The organism is Sphingobacterium composti, assembly GCF_009829075.1.
Lineage (GTDB): Bacteria > Bacteroidota > Bacteroidia > Sphingobacteriales > Sphingobacteriaceae > Sphingobacterium > Sphingobacterium composti.
In genome coordinates, this window is record NZ_WUQZ01000023.1 from 25766 (window position 1) to 52497 (window position 26732).

The following is a 26732-nucleotide window of genomic DNA, read 5'->3' on the forward strand; positions in this document are numbered from 1 at the left end:
GTTTTTATAAATACCAATGAACTCACTCACGATAAATAGATCAAATAAAAAAGTCGCAATATTAGGTGCAGGATTTTCTGGTCTTTCAGCGGCATGTTACGCGGCAAAAAAAGGATATGAGGTTCATGTATATGAAAAACACGCGATTGCAGGAGGTCGGGCAAGACAATTTACAACCGAAAGTGGCTTTACTTTCGATATGGGGCCTAGTTGGTATTGGATGCCGGATGTTTTTGAAGATTTTTTCAAAGATTTTGGATATACAACAAGTGATTTTTACTCATTGAAGTCACTTAATCCACAGTTTGAAATAATCTTTGACACTGATAAAGTTCAAATTCCAGAGCGATACGAGGATTTAAAAACTCTTTTTGAGAAATATGAACCAGGAGCTGGTCAAAGGCTAGACGGATTTATGCTTGCTGCCAAAAACAAGTATGAAGTTGGCATGAAGCAATTCATACTTAAACCATGTCACAGTTGGACAGAATTTGCATCTTTAGAAATTTTAAAGAACGCGACCAAATTAGACATACTAAGCAATTTTGATACTTATGTAAGTAAATTTTTTAAAAATCCTTATCTCAAAATGATTATGGAATTTCCTGTCATTTTTTTAGGGGCTGCACCCTCCAATATCCCTGCATTATATAGTATGATGAATTATGGTGGATACGCATTGGGCACTTGGTATCCTATGGGTGGATTTTATGAAGTGATCAAAGCTATGCAAAATGTAGCTGAAAGTTTGGGAGTTAAGTTTCATTTTAATGCAGAAATAAGTGCTATAGAAACTTTGGGGAATCGAGCACAAACAATCAACATAAATGGAAAAAGTGATTTTTTTGATGAAATAATCAGTTCGATAGACTATCATCATACAGAAAAACTGCTATCCGAAAACGACAGAAATTACACTGATAAATACTGGAAAACTAGAACCTTTGCTCCTTCCTGCTTGATTTTTTATTTAGGGGTGAAAGGCAAGGTGGAAAATCTAAAGCACCATACCTTATTTTTTGAAAATGAACTTGATGCACATATAGATGATATTTACACATACAAAAGATGGCCTGAAAATCCATTATTTTATGTGTGTTGCCCATCGAAAACAGATCCTAGTGTCGCACCAGAAGAAGACGAGAATTTATTTTTGCTGATGCCAGTAGCTAATGACATTGCTGATGATGAAGCAACAAGAGAAAAGTACTTTAAAGAAATGATTGCACGCATCGAAAAGCATACGGGTACTTCTTATCTAAACAAACGTATTGTTTATAAAAAAAGCTATTGTGTCAATGATTTCAAGCTCGACTATAATGCTTATGGTGGAAATGCATATGGACTTGCTAATACTTTGAAACAAACTGCTATCTTCAAACCAGCTATCCGAAATAAAAAGATAAAGAACCTACATTATACCGGACAATTAACAGTTCCTGGCCCTGGGGTCCCTCCTTCCATCATTTCAGGTAAAATAGTTGCAAACGAAATATAAAAACTAAGCTATGAAAACACTTTATGATCAACTAGCGTACAAAATCAGTAAATGCACTACACAAACCTACAGCACATCTTTTTCTTTGGGTATCAAAGCATTAGACCCAAAACTTCGTCCTGCAATCTATGCCATTTATGGTTTTGTTCGTCTTGCAGATGAGATCGTGGATAGCTTTCATGGATACGATCAATCTACGTTACTTAATCAACTGATAAAGGAGACGGATGAAGCACTTGTTAATAAAATTTCCATAAATCCAATCATACAATCTTTTCAAGAAACTGTACATCAATATAAAATAGACAAACAGCTAATCGATCAGTTTTTGCATAGCATGTCTATGGACTTAGATAAAGTCATTTATACCAAAGCTAATTACGATGAATACATCTTAGGATCTGCTGAAGTAGTTGGTCTGATGTGTTTGCATGTATTTGTTGAAGGTGATTTAAAAAGGTACGAAGAACTGAAGCCTTATGCTATGAAACTAGGAAGTGCTTTTCAAAAGATTAACTTTTTGCGTGATTTGAAAGACGACTATTACACATTAGGAAGATTTTATTTTCCTAATTTAGATTTTATGGCATTCAATGATGAAACAAAGCAAATTATAGAGCATGAAATTGAAGGGGAATTTAAAGAATCATTGGTAGGAATTAAAATATTACCTAATTCCTCCAAATTTGGTGTTTATCTTGCTTATAGATATTATTGGTCTTTGTTCAAGAAAATAAGAATGAAATCCAGTGATGATATTTTGCAAAAACGTACAAGCGTACCCAATACCGAAAAAATGTATTTGATGATGGAGAGCTATCTTAACTTAAAATTGGATCGAATATGAGAATTTTAGTTGCTCTATTACTCTCTTTTTTAAGTTTAGGAGCTAAAGCACATGATTTTAATCTTTTGAGAAAAAACCTTGCTATAGCACCAAATAATAAAAAAGTATGTTATACTATGCTTGAAGCGCTAGAGCAGAAAGAAAATAATAATAAAGAAATAGGATACTTAGGCGCCTATACAATGATTAAAGCGAATCATCAAATCAGCCCAATTCAGAAACTAAGTTCCTTCCGAAATGGTAAGAAGTTATTGGAAAAAGCAATTGATGCTGCTCCCACTGACATTGAACTACGTTACATCAGGTATGCCATCCAAATTTCTATTCCTTCTTTCTTAGGTTACAAGGATAATTTGAATGAAGATAAAGCGTTTTTACAGGAAAAGTATAGAAACGCATCAGCTCCATTACAGGCTGATATTATAACATTAGTTAAGCTTAAAGCATCGAAAATATGAACGTATTAATTCTAATTTTGACTTTTGTATGTATGGAACCAATTACTTGGTTTATGCATAAGTATGTCATGCATGGATTTTTATGGGCATTACATAAAGATCATCATGATCATTCTCATGAGGGAGTTTTCGAAAAAAACGATTATTTCTTCTTTATATTCTCTATACCTGCGATTGCTTTATTCTATTTCGGGACTGTAAATGGTTTGAGCTACCAATTTTTTATTGGCTTAGGAATTACTTTATATGGGATTGCTTATTTCTTTGTACATGACATTTTTATACACCAACGGATAAAATTATTGAGAGACACAAACTCTCCTTACCTATTAGCAATCCGTCGAGCACACAAACAACACCACAAACATGTAGGCAAAGAAGAAGGCGAATGCTTTGGATTCTTATTTGTACCTATAAAGTATTTTAAAATCTATTTTAAGAAATCATGATATCCTTAACCTATATACTTATTAATTTTTTAACAATAATCATATGCTTTATCTTTTCATTTGATAAACGCATACGGTTTAATCGTTATTTTAAGCCTTTTATATTGGCTAGTATTGTGGTGGCGATTCCTTTTATAATTTGGGATGCTATTTTTACAGCTCGTGGAGTTTGGTGGTTTAATACTGATTATACGCTTGGTATCAGTTTACTAGGATTGCCTTTAGAAGAGTGTCTGTTCTTCATTTGTATACCTTTTAGCTGTACATTCACCTACTTTTGTCTTACTAAATTTTTTAATTTAGACTGGGCGAATGGCTTTAATAATATAATTGCATTTGTCACAATCATTGTCTGCGCTGTAGTAGCCCTAAGTTACAATGATAGACTTTATACTTTTGTCACAGCTTTAGTGACTATCGGATCAATACTCTATTTACATTTCATTGATAAACAAGAGTGGATTGGTGAAGCATCTCTAGTATATACAATATTAATGCTTGGATTTTTACCTGTAAATGGTGTACTCACTGGAACCGGCTTAGAATCACCAATAGTTAATTACAATCCACAAGAATTTATGAATATCCGCATTGGCACTATACCAATCGAAGATGCTGTGTATGGCTATGTGATGATTCTTTGGAACCTGTATTTTTTCAAAAAATTTTCTACTATAATTGAACATAAATCAGCTGCAAATGAATAAAGAAAGAAATCATGTCGTTTTAGTTGACCAATACAACAACGAATTAGGAATAATGGAAAAGCAGGAAGCCCATGTTAAAGGTGTCTTACATCGTGCTTTTTCTATTTTTATATTCAATGAAAATGGTGAACTCTTACTTCAACAAAGGGCAGCTCATAAATATCATGGTGCCAATTTGTGGACTAATACATGTTGTTCACATCAACAGCAAGGAGAAAGTACGCTAGTCGCAGCTAAAGATAGATTGGCTTTTGAAATGAATATGAAAGCTGATCTTGACATTTTATTTTCTTTTATTTACCACGCTAAAGTAGAAAACAATCTAATAGAGCATGAATTAGATGTTGTATTATTCGGAATATCAAATAATAATCCAAGTCCAAATCCAGAGGAAGTAAAAGATTTTAAATGGATGGGTGCTAACGAATTAGAAGCATGGATGAATGAATCTCCGGAACACTTCACCTATTGGTTTAAAGATGTTTGGCACAGAGTCAAGGGTCATATGCAACAAAACATTGAGACAATTTAAATAATAGGAAAACAAGGAAGGCATTGATAATTAAATGCCCTCCTTGTTTTATATAGTAACTATAATCTTTTATCCAGTATGATCTTGAATATCTCCCATTTTAGGTAAATCTCGAAGATCAAAAGGAGTTTCTTGATAAACGAAATAATTAAGCCAATTATTAAACAACAAATTTGCATGACTTGTCCATCGCACCACAGGTTCTTGAGTTGGATCATCATTTCTATAGTAATTTTGAGGCACAGCGATATCAGCTCCTTTCTCTACATCTCGTGTATATTCCTCGTGCAAGGTATATGGATTATATTCCGAATGACCAGTTAAATAAAATTCACGACCACCTCGTGAGCTTAAAATAGCAATTCCTGCATCTGGAGATTCTGATAGAATTCGCAAACCACTCTTTGTTTGTACATCTTCTCGTTCTATAGTAGTATGTCTGCTGTGTGGAATAAAAAACTCATCATCAAAACCACGAAACAAAGGATGCTTTTTATCTGAAGCAGTATGTTGAAATACACCGAAAAGCTTATTATCCAAAGGAACTTTTTCTACACCATAAAAATGGTACAACGCAGCTTGCGAAGCCCAACAAATATATAAGGACGAAGTAACGTGGGTCCGTGCCCAATTGAAAATTTTTGTTAATTCCTTCCAATAGTTTACCTCTTCGAAAGGTAGCATCTCTACTGGTGCGCCTGTCACGATAAGCCCATCGTAAAATTGTTCAGACACCTCATCAAAGTTCTTATAGAACATTTCCAAATGCTCTTGTGGTGTATTTTTGGAAACATGAGTTTCTAGACGAAGAAACTCCATCTCCACCTGCAAAGGATTATTTGAAAGCAATCGAATAAAATCAGTTTCCGTAGAAATCTTTAAAGGCATGAGATTCAAAACAAGTAAACGCAAGGGTCTAATATCTTGCTCGTTGGCACGCAAACTACTCATTACGAAAATATTTTCCTGTTTCAACAGTTCTATCGCTGGCAAATTATCGGGTATCTTTACTGGCATAATATATCTAATTCTCCTCCTGTTTAGGTCTTTTAGCGCTTAATCAATACGCTTAAGAAATAAGTCGCCAAATTACGACTTAAAGTTTGTTTATTAAAAATAAGAAGATACTTTTTTAAAAATTTGATTTTCAGTAAACTTTAAAATTTTACATAAAGTTAATTTGCTTATCCATACTTTCTTCTTAGCTTCGCACTAAAGTAATTCTACCACTATGCGCTCTTACACAAAGATATTTGCATTACTTGTTGCTGTTTTGACATTAACAAACTGTAGCACACCACTTTTGACGCTACAAAAAGAAACGCACACCTATAAAATTGACAATACTATTGCTGAAGATACAGCCATTGTTAATTACTATTTACCATTCAAAAAACAATTGGAAAATGAAATGAACCGTGTGATCGGTTATTCAGAGACCAACCTTATGCGTAACCCATCACAACCAGAAAGCACGGCTGGAACTTTCTTCGCAGAAGGCTTACTAGAAATCGGAAAATCAATTGACCCTACAGCGCAAATTGCATTAGCTACCAAATTTGGCATTCGTGCAGATATCAAACAAGGAAATATTACTGTCGGAAATATTTTTGAGCTTATGCCGTTTGAAAATGCTATTACAATTCTGGAATTGTCAGGTAATGATTTACAAACTTTAGCAAATTTCATAGCTAAAACGAATGGTCAACCTCTAGCTGGTATGACTATGGAAATAGAGGATAACAAACCAAAATCAATTGTAATTCAAAATGAACCATTTGATATTAACAAAACTTATAAAATCGTTACTTACGATTATTTAGCAAATGGTGGTGATTACATCGAAGGTTTAGATCACCCACTCAAAAGAAACGATACAGGTATTATTGTACGTAAGGGTCTGATCGATTATGTAGAGCAATTAACTAAAGCAGGAATAACTATCAATACACAATTAGATGGAAGAGTTAAAATCATTAAATAGAAGAAATTTTCTTAGAAATCTAAGTTTATTAAGTGGAGCTTTTGCTGTAAATGGACTTCCTGAAATTGTTCAAGCAAAACCTCGCAAAGAAGTCAAAATAACGATCTTACATACTAACGATGTACATAGTCGCGTTGAGCCCTTTCCTATGGATGGATCAAGATTACAAGGGTTGGGAGGAGTTGCGCGAAGAAGTACTTTAATACAGCAAATACGTGCTAAAGAAAAGAACGTATTGTTATTTGATGCTGGCGATATGTTTCAAGGCACGCCTTACTTCAATCTTTTTGATGGTGAAGTGGAATTGACGTTGATGTCCAAATTAAAATACGATGCCGGGACTTTTGGAAATCACGAATTTGACAACGGAATAACTGGACTTCTGAAACATTTTGATAAAGCTAAATTTCCTTTCTTGACAGCCAACTATGACTTTAGTGAAACTTCTTTAGTAGGCAAAACCAAAGAATATGAAATTTTTGAGCGTGATGGAATCAGAATTGGAGTTTTTGGGTTAGGCGTAAATATAGAAGGCTTAGTTGATAAGAATAATTACGCTGGAATGCGCTATTTGGATCCAATAGCTGTAGCAAAAAAAATTGTCCCTACGTTAAAGAGCAAACACAAATGTGATATTGTTATTTGTCTTTCGCACTTAGGCTATTCTTACAAAGAAGATAAAGTTTCTGATTTACGTCTTGCTGCAGCAACTCAGGATATTGATTTAATAATTGGTGGACATACACATACTTTCTTAGAAAAGCCCACAGAAGTACAAAATGCTGCGGGAAAAATCACCTTAGTGAATCAAGCTGCAAATGGCGGAGCTGTATTAGGACGTATTGATTTTATCTTCAATCCAATTACTAAGGAAAGGAAAGTAGCTTATAATAATTATATTCTGAATCAAGATTTAGTATAAATAAAAAATTAATATAAACAAACATTGAAGTCTATATTTCAGATATATATAAATTCATATAAAGGATTATCTCCCGCTGCTTGGTTATTGGCATTAGTCATGCTCATCAACCGTACGGGATCTATGGTTATTCCTTTTTTAGGAATGTATATGTCATCTGAATTGAATTTCTCCAAAACACAAATCGGTTTAGTATTGGGATGTTTTGGATTAGGTTCGGTTTGTGGTTCTTGGCTAGGTGGATGGCTTACTGATAGATTTGGCAGTTTTAAAGTACAAGCTTTTTCCCAAATTGCCGTTATCCCGTTATTTCTAATACTACCTGCATTTCGAACTTTCGAGAGTCTAGCTGTGATGATATTTCTATTGACATTAGTAGCAGATATCTTTCGACCAGCGAACTCAGTTTCAGTTGCAAGATATGCAAAACCTGAAAACATCACACGTGCCTATTCTTTGAATCGTATGGCCGTAAATCTAGGATTTTCAATAGGCCCTGCCTTGGGAGGTTTCCTTGCATCAATTTCGTACAATTGGATTTTTTATGGAAATGCTATTGGCGCAGGAGTTGCAGTTATTGTTTTTATATATTTCTTTCGAAATCGAACACCCAACAAATTACCCCTTAAAGAAGAAAATTCAAAACCAAAAACCAAAGAGCGAAATGCTTATACAGATGGTTCTTTTGTGCTATTTAATATCCTATGTTGCCTCTTTTCGATGGGATTTCTACAATTATTAAGCACACTACCCCTATTTTACAAGGATGCATATGCTTTAGATGCAGGGCAAATTGGTTTATTGCTTGGCTTTAGTGGTTTTGTGATTGTAATATTTGAAATGGTATTGGTTCACTTTGTAGAACATAGGTTCTCTGTACGTCAAATCATGTTTTGGGGTACCGTAGTGACAGCTATCTCCTATTATATGCTCAATCTTGATTTTGGCATTGTTTGGCTTTATATGGCTATGTTTATACTTTCCACAGGAGAAATGCTTGCCTTGCCATTTATGGCAACCATATCCATAAAAAGAGCTGGTTTAAATAATCAAGGTGCTTACATGGGTTTTAATTCCTTAGCATTTGCAGCAGCGAATATATTTTCACCATACTTTGGAACATATCTAGCAGAACATTTTGGGTATAATGTACTATGGACAGTTGCAGGTACGACTCTACTTACAGCCGCAATAGGATTTTATTGGATTATTGGTAGAATGAAGATATAGCTTAACAAGTTATTACCCTACATTGCGTTCGTAAGGCACACGTGTTAAAATAGAACGACCCAATGTTATTTCGTCTACATATTCCAATTCACCACCGAAAGCGATACCACGTGCAATAGTACTCACTTGTACATTAAATTCTTTAAGTTTACGGTAGAGATAAAAGATTGTCGTATCCCCTTCCATCGTTGCAGAAAGTGCCAATATGATCTCTTTAACTTCACCTGCTTTTAAACGTTGCAACAAACCTTCTATTTTCAAATCCGAAGGTCCTACACCATCCATCGGAGAGATCAATCCTCCCAAAACATGGTATACACCTTGATATTGATTGGTATTTTCAATGGCCATCACATCTCGCGTATCTTCCACCACACAAATCGTAGATTTATCACGCTTCACAGAAAGGCAAATTTCACATACCTCATCATCGGAGATATTATAGCACTCCTTGCAATATTGAATTTTCTCTTTTAATAGATTCAATGACTGGGTAAAACGAGTTACTTCTGCGTCCTGTTGCTTCAATAGATGCAATACCAAACGTAAAGCTGTCTTCTTCCCTACTCCAGGTAGACGACCAAACTCCTCCACAGCATTTTCTAATAGTTTAGATGAAAAATTCATGGTACAAAGGTAATTATTTTTTCTGTCAGATGAACATCACGATAACCGCCATTGACTGCTTTATATGAAACAAAATTTGTATTATTACGTCAATGAAACCAACAATTGAAATCGAATACTGTCCTAAATGTGGCTGGCTTTTACGTGCCGCCTATATGGCGCAAGAACTGCTGACGACCTTTCAAGAAGAGGTCTATGGTGTAACTTTAGTGCCTTCAGAAATCGCAGGTCGCTACATCATACGCACGGATGATATTATCATTTTTGACCGCAAACGCGTAGGTGGATTTAAGGATATAAAAGTTATCAAACAAATGGTCCGCGATCACATTTCTCCAGATAAAAATTTAGGGCATTCCGATCACAAAGCTTAATTTAAAAGTTGCATAATATACCATATAGTAAAATAAGTTAAATTTATTATCTTGCAATTATACATATACTTAGATAAATTATATGACAGGAGAAAACAGAATTAGAAATTCATTCGCCAATAAGACTTGGCAAGAAATAAAAGTGAAGGACTCGTGGCAGATTTTCAAAATTATGTCAGAGTTTGTTGATGGTTTTGAAAAGTTAGCCAAAATCGGCCCATGTGTATCTATCTTTGGATCAGCTCGTACGCCAGACGAGCATAAATATTACCAGATGACCGTAAAAATTGCAGGATTATTAGCAGAAAGAGGCTATGGTGTAATCTCTGGTGGCGGACCTGGTATTATGGAGGCTGCCAACCGCGGAGCCCATGGTGTAGGTGGTAAATCTGTAGGTTTGAATATCGAATTACCGTTCGAGCAATTTCACAATAAATACATTGATCGCGACAAACTATTAGAATTTAATTACTTCTTTGTGCGTAAGGTCATGTTTATGAAATATTCGCAGGGGTATATTGTTATGCCAGGTGGATTTGGTACAATGGACGAATTATTTGAAGCGATTACATTGATACAAACTGGAAAAATCGCTCGCTTCCCTATCGTCTTGGTAGGTTCAGATTATTGGGGCGGATTATTAGAATGGGTAGAAAAGACAATGCTTGGAAATGCTTATATTTCTGAAGAAGATCTTAAACTATACCGAATCGTAGATACAGCAGAAGAAGCTGTAGAGCATATCTTCAGATTCTACGACAAGTATTTATTAAAACCAAACTTCTAAGATTCGTGGAAATCTCATTGCATAAAAAATGCTTCTAGTTATCTAGAAGCGTTTTTTATGCTCTCTCAGCTCAAAGTTTTAAAATTAAACTTCGTGATAGCGATTTGCGCGGCGGAAAGTTCCAAGATCGTTGAAACGTACACCATGTTTACGCATTACCTCGTGTGCCTTTTTACGTGCAATATGGCGAATATAGAATGTCTCATTCACCACAAAATGATGAATAGCATGTGTCCAACCAAAGAAAAAACAAAATAATTGGAATGGATAGGTCCACCACACTGTCAATACCTGAGTTTGTTCTATAACATTTCCTTGTTCCACATCACCAAAATAATGTAGGTTGGAAGTAATAAAATGCAAACAGAATTGACGCAATAGATTAGGTAATAATACAATATAAATGATTGGGTTACACCAAACTAAAATATCTTTTATCAACTCTGGAAAAACCCAATTCAATTGATATTTATCGTGTAAGAAATCTAAAAGTATATCCGTGAAGAATATGTATAAAATCACATGGGAAAGAATCGTGAAAGGAATTAAACCGAAAACTCCGCTTAATTTCAACCTCTTAGCTGTTTGCAACTTTAGATTTCCTTTATCAACTTCCTTTTTCATATCACTAAATAAGCCGATTACACGCAATGCATTTCCAACAACCAAATCTGGTGTGAACATCAACCTCTTTAATGACCATTTCTCTCCATTGGTCACACCACGTTCTTCCACATCATGTACTGTTCCAGAAAACTTGTGGTGATGATAATGTAATACACGTCTAAACCATGGATTTAATGTAAGTGGACGAACCAACCAAATAAACAACAGCATAATATTGTGAACGATACGGTTGTTTTTGAAATAGATAAAATGAATTAAGTCATGCTCCAACTCATGCAAAACGCCAAATAAAAATGCATTTCCTAGTATCAATGCCCAACCAGGAAGTAAATCCACATACCACATATAGCCTAAGCCAGCACTTGCCAATAGACAAGAAATGAATATGGTGAATCCGATAAAGTTCTGATATTTTAATAAAGGATATTTTGCTCTTAACGCTTTATAAGAAGCTATAATTTCCTTTTTTATGATGTTTGTTTTCTGTTGATGCGTCACCCCAATAGTAGTTGTTCTTATACAAAACTACCTAAATATATTTATAACATCTTCATCTTAACGTAACATAAATATAGATTGTCTGACTCCAATAAGTAAAAGGCAAGGCTGAATTTATACCACTGCATATAAATTTAATCGCCAAATGCCCAAATCAAAGCCTTTTCTTTTGTTGCTCTGAAGATCGTATGATGCTTTTCATTTGGTTCATCCGAGTAAGTCCATTTTAGATTGGACGGACTGTTTGATGTCAAGATAGCTGCCAACTCCTTTGTATATTGATTTATATCCGCAGCATCTGAGCCGGCAAACCACAATCGTTTTTTATCGATTGGAAATTCTCCCAAATGTTCATGCGCTGTGCGGTTCAAAAAGTGATTATTCCACCATAAGGAAGGATCAAAGGCAATATAATTCGTGAATAAATCTGGATGTAGGAAAAAAGTTTCCATCACAAATAAACCAGATAGGGACTCCCCAATTATACTTCTTTCTAAAGTAGTACGATATCGACCTTCAATCTCTGGAAACAATTCCTCTTTTATAAAATCACGAAACTTGGATGAACCTCCAACTTTAGCTGCTATTTCCTTATCCTTTGCTACTACGGTGACAGGCGTGAGGTCTCGCCTGCGCTGTGTATTTTCTATACCGACCAAAATCATCGGAGCTATCATATTTTCGTTTATCAATTTCTCTAACGTATTGGCAATGTGTGGAAAATCTTCTTTCACACCACCATCTGCCATATACATAATTGGTAAAGAATCTGTACCTGACTTATACTGATCAGGCAGCCAAACATTTATAACGCGCTCTTCACCAAGTATTTTTGACTGTACACGTAGGCTATCATGCGCTGGAACGGGATCGTGTGCCGGCGAATTTCTACTACTACTCGCAAAAATCAGAACTGAAAATAGAATGAAATACAAGTTTTTCATAATTAGTGTATATAATTTAAAAATAGAAAATTTTACACACAATCAAAAACCACTACTGTTTAGTTAAAACTGTGAATTATTGTTCACTAATTTCTTTTAGCTTATCCATTGCTTTGGGATATTTATCATTAAAGTAGGCTAAGAAATCATCAATCGTATCCAATTCTACTGTTACAATTGTTTTCCCGTTTTGCTCTTCAAACTTATAAATCTCATAGCCACCAGCCCATTTCTCTACTTGTTCCCCTGTTGTGATCTCCTCATCACCGTCCACAAAACCGTAATGTTGAACAGATACCAATTTAGCAGGCTGATTTTCTTCAACCGCTGAAACCATCCCTCCTTTTTTTCCGTTTTCATCACAACCTACAAATAGAATTTTACTTCCTTTGTCCCAGCTTCCTTCATACGTAGAAGTCGGATTAAATGTCGCAGTCCAATACTCATAAGTAGATTTATCCTGTAAGCCCAACATCGACTCATACACTCGCTGTGCCGATGCGTTTATTTCTTTTTCAAATGTTAACTTTTGCATGATTTATAATTTTTGAGGAGAATTCAAACGATTTAATAATTTCTAATTTCTATTGTGCTTAAGATTTATCTGCTATACAATAAGAGGTAATGCTTGCGATATTATTATTTGCATCAAATACGTAGATATCGCAGGATGACACGAAAGAGACGCGTTTATTCTCACGAATAAATTCAGCCGTACCATTTATAACCACGCAATTGGCGTTCTCAATAACATTTAGTTGCAGAAAATTTGTGGTGACGCTATCAAAATAGGCTCTTACATTTGTACAGAAAGATTCAATCTCTTTTCTGCCGGTTAGATTTTGCTCTCCTAGTGTATCCCAAGTTGTTTGGTCAGTTATGTACACAAAAGATTTTTCAAAATCTCCACGAGAGAAAGCTTGTGCTATTTCTGATTTCGTCATTGGTCAAAAACTTAAACGTAATGCAGTAAAAGTAAACTAAGTTTTTGTAAAAGCTCTTGCCATAGCACAAGAAAAGCTAGCGTAATTTAAATACTCTAGCTCTAATTTGAAATTGTAATAGCTTCGCGGATATGACTATTTGACTCAATAACTTTAAGGATTAAATTCGCCACATTAGCGCGTGAAATCCGAGAAGTCTTTGGTTTGATTTGCTTGCCGTATTCGTATGAGGTTACATTCGGATCATTCATCAAACCACTTGGTCGAATAATCGTCCAGTTCAAATTACTTGTTTTGACAGCCAATTCTTGTGCTTCATGATCTTGTCGAGCAGCAGGCATAAAAAGTTTAAATATCAGTTTAGTGAATAATGGAAGAGTATGCCAACTCTCCCCAATGCCCATGGACGACACCGCAACCAATCGCTTCACACCTACTTCTTGCATCGCCTCTATAATTACAAGCGTACCAAAGGTTCTTAGTCCAGAGTTTTTATACAATTGTCTCGAACCAAGCGTACAGACTACAGCATCTTGTCCTTGAATCGTAGATTTTACAGCATCGAGATTATTAAAGTCTCCTGAGAAAACTCATATATCTTTATCAAAAGTTGGTAATCGTTTTGGATCACGTACCATCACAGTCACTTCATGACCATGCTCTAAAGCTTGTTTGACAAGCTCAATTCCCGTTTTGCCAGTGGAACCAAAGATTGCTATTTTCATTTGATTGTTTTTTATAGGTAGAAGTTGAAGATTTATTTTTATTCAATATTAAACATATCTTTTACTTTTCGAGTTATATTATATTCATAAATTGATTAAATAGTTTTTGGACTCTTCATTTTTCCTTGAGATGATTTGTATTCATATCTTTGATCATTTTTTGATCTTAAAGTATTCTGCAAAACAATAAAATGTCTAGATAGCTGCTTCCGTATTGATGGTGAATTTAAACCATCCTTTTGTTTTTTATTGCTATTTATATAGTACTCATTTGAAGCGTTAAAAGCGTATGTTATAAAATTTCTTTTACCGAGATGAGAATATCTTTCAAAGATTTGTTGTTTCCATATTTTATTATCTTTTCCACTTCGACCATATGCCATAACAACTGTCTTAACAATTCGACTTTTCATTTTTCTAAAATACCTTGATAAACTACTTGAACGAATAAAGATATTTTGCCCATTAAATTCAAACCCCAAATATTGAAGGGATTTATAAAATAACTTTTCATTGGCTGAGTTCGTAATAGTAACACCCGATTTTATTTGCCTTTTCTTATTAAAAGCTCTAATTTCTCCATTGGAGTTGGGACGAAATTCTGTAAACTCAACTTTTCTATTTTGTATTTCTAAATGATATTCGTCTGATATTTTTTGTATAATTTCATTTTGCAACCTTTCTGCTATATGACTATCACAAACTATTAAAATATCATCACAATATCTACGATAAAAAAATCCTTCTTTTATTGACTTTTCATATAAATCTTTATCAAAATCAAGTAAGTATATATTAGAAAGCAAAGCACTCATACTAGATCCTTGTGGAATTCCAACTTTTCGATTAGAGGCTTTGTTCCGCTTGTTATTTTTAACAATTAGTCTATCAGTACGAAGTTGTTCAAATTTATGGTAGTTTTTATTTCCAGGTATAAGTTCTAAAAAAGTTTCAAAATTTTTATTTTCCTTTTTTAACTTTTTAAGATCTACTTGATATTTTTTCAATACACTATTTTTACTTACATAACTATATTCTGTTAATGATTTATATAATTTAAATTGGTCTTCTGGTAATTTACGACCAATAACTTTAATCCACTTTTCTTTTAGAATTTCATGGTCAATGTGGTCAAAATATCCTTTAATATCTAAAGCTATTGCGGAACAATTTCCTCTATGTTTTATCTCATCAAAAACTTCTTTTGCAAATTGTATATTACATTTTCCGTCTAAATTTGAGCGATAAGCGAGTGGACAATTTCCAAAACCTACTTTATCAATATATGATTCATATTTCTTTGTTAAAAAGTAAGAGTAAAAGCCATAAATTAAACTATCAATATGTGAAGCAAAACAGATAGGTCGAATTTTTGTCTCTAAGTCATAATGACCTTCTTCCTGCTGGTATTTGTAACGAGGAGTTTGAATTAGAATTTTTAAGAATGGACTAAATGCCCAACTTTCATGTTTTTTATGATTTTTGTTGTAAAACCGTAGACCATTTTTAAGAATTATTTTTAATTCCTCGCTGCGTTCCGGAAACCAAAATCTGTTATCAAAGTGTAAATATCCTTTTTTTAAATACTTTCTAGCTTCTTTACCTGAATTATTTTTGATTGTTTTATAATTAGATAACTCTTGTTCGGACCAACCATTCCAGTAGTCTTCAAATTCTTCTTCGGTCAACATTGGCTTTATTATTTTTTAATGGGACACTGCCCAGTGAGCAATACCAGTTATGACTTAACTGGACAGTGTGCACTTTTTTTCAAATGCGTCAGCTGAAAGTTTTCCTCCAACTTTCTCAGGATTCACACCTATTAAGCTTTTTATCCACCCTTAGCCAATCAAGCCGAAGCATTCGGAATGTGGCATTTCAGATTGTAACATTACAAACGAGTAAGCATTATCAACCTTTTTAGGATTACCGACAAGAGAAACTGGCCTTGCTTTTGTTTCCCTAAAACCTCGAAACTTTAGTTTCTCGGGCATTTCCAGTTTAACACTAGAGAGGAATGAATTAACATCAAGAAGATGAATCACTATAATACACTCATATTCGAGCTAACAAGCATATTGCTTTACGCAACTGGGACTTACTATTCGAACACTCTGTCAGAAAGCCTTGCCTTAATGGCAGGGATGGCACAAAGTTTGTCGTCTATTACAAAGTTAAACATCTCACCATCGGTCTATTGCAACCTATGCATATACTCTTAATCACATTCTATGCCATATTATTTTTGCGACATTTTGTCATAAAAAAGTATTTAAATATAAATAATATTTTTAATTGACCCCTTGGGTTCTCATCCCGCGGGTAAAACAAAAAGCCCAATCTTTCGATTGAGCTTTTTGTTTTGTGAACCCATTGGTACGAAACTCGAACTCTTTATTGGAAGATTTAAGACGCTTGAATCAACTTAAACATACCTCACTATCCACAGATATAGATACAGAAATTCCACAACACAAACTCAACAATAAAACAAGTAAATTAAAAAGATAGTATTTAGACATCTTAACGATTTAGATGCTGTTTTTATTCTATGACATATATTACTTACCTTACTTTTTTATCAATAATCATATTTTCAAAGAATTTAGGAGTATGATTATTATATTCAAGAAAACTGAGCAGTTCACGTAAATTTATAAATGGGTGCCACCTGTTTTTATATGCCTCGACAATAACTTGCTCACAAATAGCCCGTAATTCTTCATCAACAAAATCTGCTAAAATTACTGCAGCAATAACAATTTGATGTACTTGATCAAAATCATTAAGATCAATATTCATAAGAAAATCCCTTAGTACTGAAATTCCTTCTTGATGTTTAATTTTTTTATCAACCAGATACCAACTAATTGAGCCTGGATTTATGTTATATAGATCACCATTTACAAATTGTTCATTCGTAAGTTCCTTATGTCTGTTATCTGATACGAAAGATCTTATTTCCTCAGGAGTCGGAATAAGCATGTTATGTTCTTCTTCCCATCTTTCTTCATATATGTCGATACCAGCTATTGCAACGCATATTACATGAGCTGTCAGATATCTTAGTGTATTGAGGGTATAATCATTGATCCTAGCATTTGGAAAAAATGGTGGAACGGGGAAAATTATCCTATCTTGATATACTCTTCGACCATGTGCGACATTATTTCTATCTTTTATCCAATTTCCAATAAAATATTTTAGTCTTTTACTCATTAAACCTAACTTACCTAGCGCGTAAAGTATCTTTCCTGCGACGGGTAGATCAGAAAGTATAAGTTGATTATTAAGTTGCTTTTTAGAAGTGATCAGAGAGTGTAAATAATTGCCTTCAAATTGCATTATTCCTCCATAAATATCAATTAAGGAGTTTTCAATTTTTTCTTTGATTAATAAGCCCAACTCCTTACTATGCTCTTCTGCTAAGAGTTCAAGCACATGGAAATACGCAATAACTGCTTCGTCATTATACTCTTGACTATCCTCGCTAACATATTGCATATAAACGGCTTTTCGCCAGCGATCCATTAAAGAATAAAAAAGCTTTTGTTTATTGGAATCTACTTCATTTAATTGCCTTAAGAAGTTTGTCAAGTTATTAGAAATATCTTCCTCGCCTATAACAAATATTGTCTCAATTTTCTTTGCTTTTTCTTCTTTAATTGTTACAAACGAAGTTTGATACCCAGTATCAAAAGGTGTCATTGGACGATCCAAAAATAATGAAAGAATATCTAGGATTATTAAAAACATTGGTCTAGCGTGTGCGGCTGCATCGGTTACTGACTCAAAATCTTTTACCAATGTATCAATTGATATAACAAAATACCCAATTATGTCATCTTCGACTTTATCAACACCTAAGGGTTTTAGATCTGAAGAGGTGGATACACGACAATTTTTATACTGAAAACAACAGTAAACATTTTCCTCAAGAGGTATTGTGGTTATATAGGTAACATTTGGCATTCTATAGTAACAAATTTAACAGTGATACGATTTTTTATATTTTCTTCCTTTATTACATGAATCACAATCCTATTAAAAGTCTTTAAGCGTATTCATCAGTAAGTAATAATCATTATCCAAAGTTGGTTTGGAAAAATATTGTCTTTGAGAACCATTGAAGTCTTCAGGCTTCAATAGATTAAAATACAATTTCTGATAGATATTCATGGATTGGATTTTATCGGCTAACTTCCTGTTTTCATATAAGTACTTAATCAGTATATTAAATTCTTCACGGTATAGAAAGCTATTTTCCATCAGTAATGTTGTCACATTACCGCCTACAAAAGCATAATGAAGGCGCATTTTTTGTTGATCTGTACTTTCAAAAACTGGTATACCAGCAGTCCACCAGTCCGTGTTATCTGGATCTGGTCTCATAATTTCGCTGTAGCCAGCTGATTCCAAAATTTTAATCTTTACAGATTTACTACGAAATTTAAAATCTTTGCCAGAAGCTTTAATCTCGCTTAAAACTATTTGGAGAGTAGCAGAAAATTCTTCTCCAATTGCGTTTAACTGTGCCGTATTCTTAAATTTAATTAGCCAGTCAATATTCATTGATTTGAACAGAATCTCCCGTTCTTGTCCAAGATCACTTAACGGTACACCAGTTATCTTACCTCTTAAAATCTTTTTCATTTCCTCTGTGTTTGAGAATTTTCTTTCCAGTGGCAATAAAAGCGGTGGTAACTCTTCTGTATAAATCCAACCCAACTCCTTCTTTTGATTTTCAATAAAAACGCTCAATTCAGGATATAATACTGGTGAACAAATCAGAATTACGGCTAACTCAATTAGAATATTTCTATAGACAGCGTCAGCCTCAATATTCATTGCATCAGATTTAAATTCAATTCTGACTTTGATATATTGACGAAAATCGTCCAGTGCACTCATCCATGCTCCTTGATTATAATCAGCTCTAAACACATATGCATAGCTATCACTAATTCGATTAAGAGCTGTTGCCTCGCCAAAATGAATACAAGCCCAAACCCCGGCTAAGGCATATTGTTTGGCAGCTATATTTAACCCAAGAATTGAATAAACTTCTGAAAGACCAAGCATTACAATAATGTAATTTTCTTTGGTATCTTTCAATTGAAACAGTTCTTTCGCACGGTGCAGACATTCGAGGGCCTTTAAAAAATTTTTAACAGAAGGTTTTTCAACATATGCAGCAGCCCGATCAGCTAAAGTTTGCGCGGATGTGCTTTGATTACTTGTCTTTTTCGCATGCTCTTCAATTTCGTTTAAAAAAACTTCAACTTCTTCCAGTTCCTCATCACTTCTTCCTGCTTTTATGCACTGTTCAAGAATCTGATTCATGATTTCAGACAGCTTGGTAATTGAATAAGAATGGGTTTCTGGTAAAAGAGGTATAATTTGCCTGTAATAATCCAATCCTTGTCTCATTCTATCCTTTAGTGGCCTTTGGTTTTCCGTGTGGTAATGGAAGCTACCTTTAAGCTCCAACAGCTGGCATCTATCATCTATACTTGTTGTGGTTAATAGTTGTTGATCTATGGTGTTGAGGATGTTTATTTTCCAACCTTTCAAATCCTCAAGTGTTAGTTCAACGGTACCATTTAAAATTTGTACTTCGAGAAGTTGCATCAACGTAATATCTTCCTCAATAGAACTGAGAGATAATCGATAGTCAATATTTTCAAAGTAGAAACGGATTAGTTCTTCTTGACCTTCAAAATCATATATGTTACTTCCATCTTCAAGGTTTGGCGATAATAAAAGGAACAAAAACTCGTATATTGCTTTCCGTTTACAGCTTACAATGATATCAGGATGTTCTATGTATTGAATCAAAATCGGTAACCAAATTTCCAAATGAGCAGTCTTTCCCATTTCCCATCTGCAATATCTAACCGCGCTAATTAGCTCGAAAAACACTCCAATATTAAATTGATTTACCTTTTCTACATGTTTCCATTTGTGCAAGGTATCAGCATACCATTGGTGATCTTCATCTCCTGTGCCTAATAGTAAGATATCTAAAAGTTGATTGGTTATCTTACTTGATTCTTCATCTGGATTTAAACTTTTCTGCGCTATTTCGTAATGAAGAACTGAAATGTAGGTAGTTCTTTTTGACTTATCAATTGGCAAAGGAAGCTGGCTGATTAGTGTTTCAATTTCCGCTACAATTTTTGGTATTGCATGAACTTGATCTATTTCGTCAAATTGCCATTTAATTGACTTTATAAAGCGACTCCATGTCTCATCAGAAAGTTGATCGTAAATTATTTTGGCAGTCTGTAAATCAGATTTAGAAATAGAATCCATACGATTTTCATACACTTCATTGATGTATTCATCGAGAATAACTTTAACCTTAAGCCTGCATTTTTCGAGCAATTCCTTACTCATATTGTCTTGGTTTTTATACCATTCCAATAGTAAGCCTGCATCGTTACCTCTGGTTTCACGGGCAATTCCAGAATTGGTTTCAAATAGAAAGGTCACCTCATCAAACAAATAGTTACCCTTTACAAAGAGCATAAAAAAATGTGCAATACTTTTTTTTATTTCCTCCTTAGAAAAGGAAAAGTTTGTAGAGTATAGCTTAATTTGTCTAAATTTCGCTATTCCGGCATAAATATCTCGCTGAAATATATCCTCTTCATAATCGCAAAAAATATCCTCATCTTTTTCCTGTATTCTATTTTCAAGCCAGCTTTTGAGAGTTTTTAATTTTTGAAAATGAAAACCTTTTTCAGTTGCTGAGGCATCTGTTTCTTTTGTAAAGAGGTTTAATTTAGATATATTCATTCTTAGCTTTATTATATACGTACTTATGTTCTATGTTGTAGATAACTAAATGATTTTTTCCAATACATTATCAGCACTTCTTCTTAAACGGTAATCTTTTAATATTTGGTCGAATGACAAAAGAAGTTGCATCCTTTTTGCTTTACTATTACTGTCATTTCCATGTAGGCAATCATAAGCTCCAACAACAAACTTTATCGCTGCCTCATCAGAACGATGATGATACGGTTGTTTGCTTGCATCAGCTTGAGATTGTTTGTTTAATGCTAAATTGAATACATCAATTGCAACGTGGACAGAACGACCGCATTGGTGGATTAAATATTTCATGAAATATTCAGATAGTTTAAACTTGGAGGAAGAGATATACCTTCCTAAGAAGCCGTATATGTCATCAATTTTGATATGTTCAACATTGATAAAATTCAACGTCATGTCCACTTCATCATCTTCACTTACCTGTTCAATAATCATAGCCAACAATTCGTCATTCTTCTCTTTAGTGTTAGGAACCTCATAATAGTATTTCAAAATATCCCCAATCATTCTTGAAGAAATATTTGTACTGGAATGGAGATGCTTTAACAGTAAATCTCGTGAGCCAATTTGATCATGAAGATATGAACCGTAGAGAATGGAAAACAATAGGTAGCTATCATCTTTTCCCATTAAGTTGGAATTAATCAACTTCTCATAAGGTTGCGACAAGATGTCAAGTCCATTGTTTCTCATGTATTGTAATGACCATAGAGATGATGCGATAATATAAATGTCATTTTCTAAATTTATATATTCCGTAAACAATTCATACGCTCTTTTCTGATCTAGATGTAACAGATAAGCAAATCTCCAATACACTACAGCTCTCGCTTCAGGGGGAGCCAGAACTAAAACATTTTTCACTGTATTAAAGATGACATCTTTATAGTTGTCATCTTTAATGTGTAATAAGACTCTAATAGCTGAGCCGAATGTGGTATTGATACCAGCTGTTATAAGGCCATTAATTGTTGTTGTTTTTTCATCCCGATCATCTAAAAATGTCGTCCTTTTGTAATTTTTAAAATCTAATGCTTGGTCAGTAAGAAATCTAATCAGCTCATCGTCATTATCCTTATCACCAATGAGATGAGAAGCAATATCAACACATAATCTTGTTTCTGTACCGAGCTCTCGTTTTAAAATTGCTTTAAACAATGATATAGTTTTCTCTTTTGAATCACTTCTTTTTTCAGTCCAAGCCGATAGTCCGTAAATTGCATATTTGATATTTATTGAACCATCCTCTAATACCTTCTCTATAAGTTTAAGTTTGTAATCTGACGGGTCTTCCTGCACAACCTTATAAAACGACGATACCAATTCGTCCAATCCACCTTTTAGATAATCTTCACCCCACCTTTTTGGGTTGTCATTATATTTGCGAAAAGCTTTGAGCCATTGCTCATTCGACATATATTGATGAGCTTTAGCACTGATAGGGCTATGTATAACTCCTGCCATAGCAGATCTACTCCTTCGCTTTTCCTTTCGATCTGGAAATCTCCTCTCCAGTTCTTGTAAACTACGACTAAGTTCTTTATCCACGGAAACTACTTCTGTTGGTAGGCGTAGTAACCAATAATACTTGGCCAAACCCCAAATTGAATGAAAATGCTTCTTGCGTGGTTCTCCATATTCATGAAAGCGAATTTCATACCTGTTTACATATCCCTTTATTTTCAATATCACATAATCTCTTTGATTTGGTTTGAAGTATTTGAATGCTTTTTCAACAAGAGTGCGTAACTCAAAATCCATGTCGCTATCTTGACCTATCAATCCAGATTCGAATAGCTTTTGAAAAATGATAAATACTTTATCATAATGTTGCTCCTCATTACCATTGAGGCTAAAAAGTAACAATTGCAATATTGCCTGATACTTTGAATTTTTCGCTCTCTCAAAGAACGGAACAAAATGTTCGGGATAGCTTTTTGCAGTTCGCTTTAGGCAAATTGCTAATAATTGATAGATAAACTCTGAGCCGAATATCGTATCCTTGTCATTTAAGTCCACGTTGTTGTATTTCCAGTCTCTTATAATGCTTTGCTCATATTCAACCTCCCTTTTTAGATCTATTTCTATACAATTATAGAAAATAGGATATAGTTTATGTGGACACTTTTTTGCCAGAGTTTTCAGTACTTCTTTCTCTTCGTAATCTTTATCTGATTTTGATTTTTCAAAGTGTACAGGGAGTAGTTTTGAAAGTATTTCGACAGCATAGTCTTCATTTCTCTTTGCAATGTTATCCAATACATGGTAAAATCCATAAGGGTCAGTCTTTTCGAAGTCTTTACATCTTTCAAAAAGTTCATAGGATATTGGATTGCTCCAGTCTTCAACTGAATATAAGAGATCTTGGGCAATCTTGTCATTTTGTACAGATTTCAAGAACAGCCAAGCATTAGGAGCGTTGTGTGTAACGATATGGTTTCTCAAAAAGAAGAAAACCACCTTTCTCCTGTATGCGATTAAATCCTCAGTGAAATCAGCGTCTTCGATTATCTCACTTTTCAATACGTTCAACAAACCCTCTTTTTCGGCTAACTCGAACCAAACTGTAGACACAGCTAACTCGAAGAACATAAGCTGTAAATGAATTGATTTTTGAATCAATTCTTTAACCAAATCTATTTCTGATTTCGAGGGGTCATTTTGAGAAATCAATAAAGAAAATAGTACATGTTTAATATGGAATAGTAATTCTTGATCTTCAAAAATTAGTTTTATTGTATCTTCATATTGTGTTTCATCATAGTCTCGCAGATACAAAACTATCATTTTTAAGGCGGGGCGTATGTGGATAGATTGCTCAGACTTCTTAATGTATTCTACGATATCTTGAGTGTTCTCCACAAACTGCTTGGCAAAAACAAAGTCATAAAAAGATTGGTGAAAAAATTGCAGCTGCTTATTCTCGCTTTTTAGCAATCTCTCACTTACAAGATATTTTATTTCACTATTATCGTCTTCAAATTTCAGAGAGGAAACGGTTATTCTTTGTGTACTGAACATCTGATCCGCAATTTTATACAATACGGTTTTCAAATTGGTTCGTTGTACAGGAACACTGCTGGGAAGATTTACGACCTTGTTGTTCCACAGCTCTAAGTACAAACTCTGAACGGATGTTGCTTGCAAATTTAAACCTCCCTCTGCAACGACACGTATAAAAATGTTTAAATGATTGGGTATCTTAAGGAGTTCAAACAACTTAGGCGATATGTCTTCTTTTTTAATTTTGATTTTTGATATAACGGACAACACTTCACTTTCACTTAAAGGTTTTAGCTCGAAAGTGGGCATATTTTTATATATGCGTAGGGATGGGTCATAATATAGTTCATAAGGTCTTATGGATATGATTATTCTTACAGAGTTGTCCTTAGTGAATTGGTCAATAAAACTTCTAAATACATTTAAATACTTTCGGTCAGATGCCATCGATTGTGAAAGAGCATCAATTTGATCAATCAGAATAACTGTTTTCTTATGATACTTTTTACACGTTTCAATAAATTCATTAACAGGAATTGGAAATCCCAGACTTTTTTGCAGGCCGTCCAAAGTATAAGTATATAGTTTGTCTGCCTTTAAGCCCAAGACAGGTATACCATTCAAATTACATTTATCATATAAATCTTTTAAAATTACGGTCTTGCCATAGCCCGCTTGTCCCACCAATAGACATACGTTTTGGATTTCTTTAGTCTCGCTTTCTTTTTCAGAAATAATCCAATTGTATAAGTCGCCTGTTTCCTTTCGTGGAAGATGGGAATCCTTTATATCATCAAAGATTTTTTTCTCAGAATTTAAGCTTACCGATCCCGATTTTAATTTTTTACTAACTTCTTCCTTACTTAAATCATATCCTAATTTTTGGATCAGATTATCTAGCTTAACATTGTCAGTGACAGTTCTAACCTCAAAGAATAACGGAATAAGATGGTTAAGGGCTGGCGTGCTAAGATACCTATCTAGATCCTGAGGTACGATTTTTTTTACTTTGATTTCAGAGAGGATAGATTTAACATCATCGTGATCTATGCTCAATGCTAAAGATTTTAACATAGGCATACTTAAGCCTTTAGCAATCCAATCTGATAAACTGGAATCTTCCGGTGCTAATTTATTGAAGTCATCTATAAATTCTGAACAATCAGCTGTAAATCCTTTAGAAACAGAAATGTAATAAGTAAAATCAGATCTATCATGGACTAATGTTTTTTCCAATATACTGAATAACACAAATCTGGTTATTTCTACACCTAAATCATTCTTGCTATAATTTTTATCATACTTCTTACATTGGATCAATCCATATGACTTGCCATCTCGTATTAGTACACAATCCCTCCCCTGATCTCTGACGCCTGTCATCAAACTGATCTCATCAAAACCATCAAACGTATTATTTTCTATTTTTGTTTTGTATATACTATAAAGCAACTCTTCAAATCGCCGAGAGTCAGCAATATCATTATAAGGGAATGATTTATTGGCTAATGCAAGGGGACGAGGCAATGTCCCCTTTTCTATTGTTGGCTTCTCGTATACGATATTCATGCTATCTATATAATTATTAAATAGTGTACATTATTGATATATTGTAATAAGTATGTTTTCAGGTCTTTATTATTCTTAAAGAGAAGGTTTGGAAGGCCAAGAAATTGACATCTGATTACAATGTTTATAAAGATAAATATTATATCATTGGAGTATCAGTTTTTCAAAAAATCTTCCCCTACTTCGTCCTGTCTCATGAAAAAAGGTCGGTACTAATGTTAAAATTTACAGAGGCATATTGGCTTTATTTTAAACCATTAGTATTATGAGACACCTATTACACAAAATCGTCTCCGACATACAGAAACAGGAACGTAAGTTTTCTGTGGAGGCTTCGAGTTTTATGGACGAGGCGTACAGGATGACAGTCTATCTGAAAGAGCTTCTCGGAGACATCAAAGAAGATATAATAAACGAGGGATTTACTACAATGGAGAACGAAATTCTCTTCTTTAAGCAGATTAAACCAACTGTCTTGGGCAAGCTCATCTATTACAACAAGGTATTCAGAATAGAAACTGCATGCCCTGCAAGTAATGGAAATATCTACGAAGGCTATTTTGCTATGCACCTGCGAGAATTAAAGCAGGAATACACGGAGCATGTCTGCAATTCCGATTTTTACCGCTACTACCGTTCCGGCAGAACAGATCGAGACGAGCAATATTTTACACTCGGCAACATCAATTGTTATGATGGATTAAATAGCTTCGTATTTGAAATCGACACCAAATTTTCTACCTACTTTGATTATAAGGTGGCGAAAATCATAGCCAACGAGTTAATGTATAACTATCTGACAACAAAACTAAGCCCTGAACAAAACCCCGATGTACTGCTCCAACATGAGGAAACAAAGGACTTCTTTTGGACACAGACAAAAAATGCCCTTATCGAATTGATTTATGCGCTCTATGCCTGCGATGCCATTTCACACGGGAAAATAGGCATCCGAAAAATAAGCATGGTATTCCAAATCCTGTTCCGCATTTCATTGAACGACATCCATAACAGCTTCCACCGAATGAAAACCCGTGCAGTGGAATTGCAACTAAAAAGTGGAGACAATTTTAAGCTGCCATTCTTCGATTTTGATTTAAGTATTTTTCCATTTGATTAGGCGTTAAATCACCTATAGCGGAATGTATTCTTTTATTATTATAAAAG

The 26732-nt window shown here is 34.2% G+C and carries 22 protein-coding genes and 1 pseudogene; 12 read left to right on the top strand and 11 right to left on the bottom strand.

The window, feature by feature from the left end; all coding sequences use genetic code 11:
* Positions 1 to 16 precede the first annotated feature (16 nt).
* The 6 genes from crtID to idi are packed head-to-tail and all read left to right on the top strand — an operon-like array spanning position 17 to position 4491.
* Positions 17 to 1498 carry a bifunctional phytoene desaturase/3,4-desaturase gene (crtID, locus tag GOQ17_RS13435; RefSeq protein ID WP_159638165.1) on the top strand — a complete coding sequence of 494 codons (1482 nt, stop codon included), beginning with the start codon at positions 17 to 19 and terminating at the stop codon, positions 1496 to 1498.
* Positions 1499 to 1508: 10 nt separating this feature from the next.
* Positions 1509 to 2345, top strand: coding sequence for a phytoene/squalene synthase family protein (locus GOQ17_RS13440; RefSeq protein ID WP_159638167.1), 837 nt, complete (start codon positions 1509 to 1511; stop codon positions 2343 to 2345).
* On the top strand, positions 2342 to 2803 hold the full coding sequence (locus GOQ17_RS13445) for a hypothetical protein (protein WP_159638169.1): 462 nt from the start codon (positions 2342 to 2344) through the stop codon (positions 2801 to 2803). Before GOQ17_RS13440 ends, GOQ17_RS13445 begins: the two co-directional genes overlap by 4 nt.
* Positions 2800 to 3252 carry a sterol desaturase family protein gene (locus GOQ17_RS13450; RefSeq protein ID WP_159638171.1) on the top strand — a complete coding sequence of 151 codons (453 nt, stop codon included), beginning with the start codon at positions 2800 to 2802 and terminating at the stop codon, positions 3250 to 3252. The genes GOQ17_RS13445 and GOQ17_RS13450 overlap by 4 nt, the downstream gene beginning before the upstream one ends.
* The gene (locus GOQ17_RS13455) at positions 3249 to 3959 is read left to right on the top strand and encodes a lycopene cyclase domain-containing protein (protein ID WP_159638173.1); all 711 of its coding nucleotides are present in this window, start codon (positions 3249 to 3251) and stop codon (positions 3957 to 3959) included. Before GOQ17_RS13450 ends, GOQ17_RS13455 begins: the two co-directional genes overlap by 4 nt.
* Positions 3952 to 4491, top strand: coding sequence for an isopentenyl-diphosphate Delta-isomerase (idi, locus tag GOQ17_RS13460; RefSeq protein WP_159638175.1), 540 nt, complete (start codon positions 3952 to 3954; stop codon positions 4489 to 4491). Before GOQ17_RS13455 ends, idi begins: the two co-directional genes overlap by 8 nt.
* 69 nt (positions 4492 to 4560) lie before the next feature.
* Here idi and metA read toward each other — a convergent pair whose 3' ends face one another.
* Positions 4561 to 5508, bottom strand: a complete 948-nt coding sequence (gene metA / locus GOQ17_RS13465) for a homoserine O-acetyltransferase MetA (RefSeq protein ID WP_159638177.1) — start codon at positions 5506 to 5508, stop codon at positions 4561 to 4563.
* Positions 5509 to 5722: 214 nt separating this feature from the next.
* Here metA and GOQ17_RS13470 point away from each other — a divergent pair, with 214 nt between their 5' ends.
* The 3 genes from GOQ17_RS13470 to GOQ17_RS13480 are packed head-to-tail and all read left to right on the top strand — an operon-like array spanning position 5723 to position 8627.
* On the top strand, positions 5723 to 6475 hold the full coding sequence (locus GOQ17_RS13470) for a 5'-nucleotidase C-terminal domain-containing protein (RefSeq protein WP_236537152.1): 753 nt from the start codon (positions 5723 to 5725) through the stop codon (positions 6473 to 6475).
* Positions 6450 to 7397: a bifunctional metallophosphatase/5'-nucleotidase gene (locus tag GOQ17_RS13475; protein ID WP_159638179.1), complete on the top strand. Its 948-nt coding sequence runs from the start codon at positions 6450 to 6452 to the stop codon at positions 7395 to 7397. Before GOQ17_RS13470 ends, GOQ17_RS13475 begins: the two co-directional genes overlap by 26 nt.
* Before the next feature lie 24 nt (positions 7398 to 7421).
* Positions 7422 to 8627 carry an MDR family MFS transporter gene (locus GOQ17_RS13480; RefSeq protein WP_159638181.1) on the top strand — a complete coding sequence of 402 codons (1206 nt, stop codon included), beginning with the start codon at positions 7422 to 7424 and terminating at the stop codon, positions 8625 to 8627.
* Positions 8628 to 8639: 12 nt separating this feature from the next.
* On the opposite strand, the gene recR is transcribed toward GOQ17_RS13480, so the two are convergent.
* Positions 8640 to 9254, bottom strand: a complete 615-nt coding sequence (recR, locus tag GOQ17_RS13485) for a recombination mediator RecR (RefSeq protein ID WP_159638183.1) — start codon at positions 9252 to 9254, stop codon at positions 8640 to 8642.
* 92 nt (positions 9255 to 9346) lie between these two features.
* Between recR and GOQ17_RS13490 the strand changes: the two genes are divergently transcribed.
* Positions 9347 to 9628, top strand: coding sequence for an Rdx family protein (locus GOQ17_RS13490; protein WP_159638185.1), 282 nt, complete (start codon positions 9347 to 9349; stop codon positions 9626 to 9628).
* An 82-nt stretch (positions 9629 to 9710) separates the two neighbouring features.
* Positions 9711 to 10415, top strand: coding sequence for an LOG family protein (locus GOQ17_RS13495; RefSeq protein ID WP_159638187.1), 705 nt, complete (start codon positions 9711 to 9713; stop codon positions 10413 to 10415).
* Positions 10416 to 10499: 84 nt separating this feature from the next.
* Here GOQ17_RS13495 and GOQ17_RS13500 read toward each other — a convergent pair whose 3' ends face one another.
* The 9 genes and pseudogenes from GOQ17_RS13500 to GOQ17_RS13545 all read right to left on the bottom strand — a co-directional run bounded on the left by GOQ17_RS13500 (position 10500) and on the right by GOQ17_RS13545 (position 25565).
* Positions 10500 to 11540, bottom strand: coding sequence for a fatty acid desaturase (locus tag GOQ17_RS13500; protein ID WP_159638189.1), 1041 nt, complete (start codon positions 11538 to 11540; stop codon positions 10500 to 10502).
* A gap of 134 nt (positions 11541 to 11674) precedes the next feature.
* Complete coding sequence (locus tag GOQ17_RS13505) at positions 11675 to 12484, bottom strand: alpha/beta hydrolase (RefSeq protein ID WP_159638191.1); 810 nt, start codon at positions 12482 to 12484, stop codon at positions 11675 to 11677.
* A 76-nt stretch (positions 12485 to 12560) separates the two neighbouring features.
* The gene (locus GOQ17_RS13510; protein ID WP_159638193.1) at positions 12561 to 13019 is read right to left on the bottom strand and encodes an SRPBCC family protein; all 459 of its coding nucleotides are present in this window, start codon (positions 13017 to 13019) and stop codon (positions 12561 to 12563) included.
* A gap of 58 nt (positions 13020 to 13077) precedes the next feature.
* The gene (locus GOQ17_RS13515) at positions 13078 to 13428 is read right to left on the bottom strand and encodes a hypothetical protein (RefSeq protein ID WP_159638195.1); all 351 of its coding nucleotides are present in this window, start codon (positions 13426 to 13428) and stop codon (positions 13078 to 13080) included.
* 101 nt (positions 13429 to 13529) lie between these two features.
* A pseudogene (locus GOQ17_RS13520) lies at positions 13530 to 14153 on the bottom strand (NAD(P)-dependent oxidoreductase).
* Between the two features lie 95 nt (positions 14154 to 14248).
* On the bottom strand, positions 14249 to 15844 hold the full coding sequence (locus tag GOQ17_RS13530; protein ID WP_159638199.1) for a reverse transcriptase/maturase family protein: 1596 nt from the start codon (positions 15842 to 15844) through the stop codon (positions 14249 to 14251).
* Between the two features lie 874 nt (positions 15845 to 16718).
* A complete protein-coding gene (locus GOQ17_RS13535; protein ID WP_159638201.1) occupies positions 16719 to 18125 on the bottom strand; it encodes a hypothetical protein in 1407 nt (468 codons plus the stop codon).
* Between the two features lie 72 nt (positions 18126 to 18197).
* Positions 18198 to 20954, bottom strand: a complete 2757-nt coding sequence (locus GOQ17_RS13540; protein ID WP_159638203.1) for a hypothetical protein — start codon at positions 20952 to 20954, stop codon at positions 18198 to 18200.
* Positions 20955 to 20999: 45 nt separating this feature from the next.
* Entirely contained in the window at positions 21000 to 25565 is a 4566-nt protein-coding gene (locus GOQ17_RS13545; protein ID WP_159638205.1) for an ATP-binding protein, read from the bottom strand.
* Positions 25566 to 25830: 265 nt separating this feature from the next.
* Here GOQ17_RS13545 and GOQ17_RS13550 point away from each other — a divergent pair, with 265 nt between their 5' ends.
* Positions 25831 to 26685 (top strand): RteC domain-containing protein, encoded by an 855-nt coding sequence (locus GOQ17_RS13550; protein ID WP_236537153.1) that lies wholly within the window; start codon positions 25831 to 25833, stop codon positions 26683 to 26685.
* Positions 26686 to 26732 lie beyond the last annotated feature (47 nt).